Origin of the sequence: Vibrio sp. 1F255, from assembly GCF_041439145.1 — a bacterium.
GTDB lineage: Bacteria > Pseudomonadota > Gammaproteobacteria > Enterobacterales > Vibrionaceae > Vibrio > Vibrio crassostreae_C.
Map to the genome: position 1 here is coordinate 1 of NZ_JBGONQ010000089.1, position 1,044 is coordinate 1,044.

General features: G+C 46.3%; 1 protein-coding gene. It reads left to right on the forward strand.

Going from position 1 to position 1,044, the window contains the following annotated elements:
• Positions 1 to 69 precede the first annotated feature (69 nt).
• On the forward strand, positions 70 to 990 hold the full coding sequence (locus ACED41_RS21535) for an IS5 family transposase (RefSeq protein ID WP_065583724.1): 921 nt from the start codon (positions 70 to 72) through the stop codon (positions 988 to 990).
• Positions 991 to 1,044: the final 54 nt, after the last annotated feature.

Consider the following 1,044-nt stretch of genomic DNA (forward strand, 5'->3'; position numbering starts at 1 on the left):
CGTAATTCAATGGAACTAAATCAAGAACCTACGATCTGATCAGCTACCACCACTCTCTCTCGTAGCCTTATGCCTAAACCTTGTTACAAAACAACCAACTGGAAGCAATACAACCAATCGCTCATTAACCGTGGTTCTCTGACCTTCTGGATCGATGAAGAAGCAATAAGTGGGTGGGCGCAAAGCAAACAGAATAAGCGCGGGAGGCCACGTCGGTTCAGTGATTTAGCTATTACGACAGCACTCATGGTGAAACGAGTTTTTTCTATGCCACTGAGAGCGCTGCAAGGATTTATCGACTCGATATTTAGGTTAGCCCATGTGCCGTTAAGTTGTCCGCATTACACCTGCATCAGTCGTAGAGCCAAGCAAGTTGAGGTCTCATTTAAGACTAAAGCGAGAGGAGCGATACAACACCTAGCCATTGATGCAACTGGCCTTAAGGTTTATGGCGAAGGTGAATGGAAAGTCAAAAAACACGGGACGGATGGCAAGCGGAGAGTCTGGCGAAAGCTGCATATTGCAGTTGATACAAGCACTCATGAGATCATTGCCGCCGAGCTAAGTTTATCAACGGTTACAGATGGTGAAGTACTCCCGAACCTACTGAAACAAACACGTCGAAGCATCCTTGAGGTGTCTGGTGATGGCGCTTACGACACGAGAGCGTGTCGCGCTGCTATTAAGATGAAGCGAGCCGTTGCGCTTATTCCCCCAAGAGAAGGGGCAGCCTTCTGGGAGCGTGGTCATCCTCGAAATCTCGCCGTGGGTTGCCAGAAATTATACGGCTCAAATAAGTATTGGAAAGAGCGGTATGGATACCACAAACGTTCATTGTCAGAAACAGCGATGTATCGAGTTAAACAGTTGCTAGGAGGACGATTGAGCTTAAGAAATTACAATGCCCAGGTGGGTGAAACTTACGCGATGATAAAAGCGTTGAACAAGCTTACTGGGTTAGGTATGCCTGAAACTTGTCGTATTGATTAAGAAATACGCGAAACGGGGTTGTTCTATCTTTAAATTTAATTACGCAACAAAGCC